Below are 528 nucleotides of genomic sequence, written 5' to 3' on the forward strand. Positions count from 1 at the left end.
CGTTTGAGGTTAGGAGCCATTTTAGCAGCAATCATAGCCGCCTCCATTACAATTGTGCCTGAACCACACATGGGATCCATAAATGGCGCCTTGCCATCCCAACCAGAGAGCATCACCATACCGGCAGCAAGTGCCTCATTGATTGGTGCGGGATGGTCTTTGGTACGGTAACCCCGCCTGTTAAGCGGTTCACCTGAACTATCCAGCGAAAGCGTGAATTTATCCTCGGCCACATGCACATTAATCATGAGTGTAGGCCGATGTAAGTCAACAGATGGGCGAATGCCAGTGCTATCTCTGAACTGATCACAAATACCATCCTTAACCCTTAGCGCCACATATTTTGAGTGGGTGAAAAAGCGGGAAAATACCACTGCATCGATGGCCAGCGTTTGGTCATTCCGCATGTATGGCGCCCAATTGTAGGCCTTTACCTTATCGTAAAGCTCCGTTTCGGTGCGCGCCGTGAATGTGGTAAGCGGCTGCAGAATCCGAAGTGCCGTTCTCAAATGAAGATTACTCTTGTAG

The 528-nt window shown here is 49.6% G+C and carries 1 protein-coding gene; it reads right to left on the reverse strand.

Annotated features, from left to right (window positions below; translation table 11 throughout):
- A partial coding sequence (locus C6366_RS20850; RefSeq protein ID WP_233248573.1) for a class I SAM-dependent RNA methyltransferase occupies window positions 1–509 on the reverse strand: 509 nt, incomplete at its 3' end.
- Window positions 510–528 lie beyond the last annotated feature (19 nt).

The sequence above is a fragment of the Desulfonatronum sp. SC1 genome (genome assembly GCF_003046795.1).
Classification (GTDB): domain Bacteria; phylum Desulfobacterota; class Desulfovibrionia; order Desulfovibrionales; family Desulfonatronaceae; genus Desulfonatronum.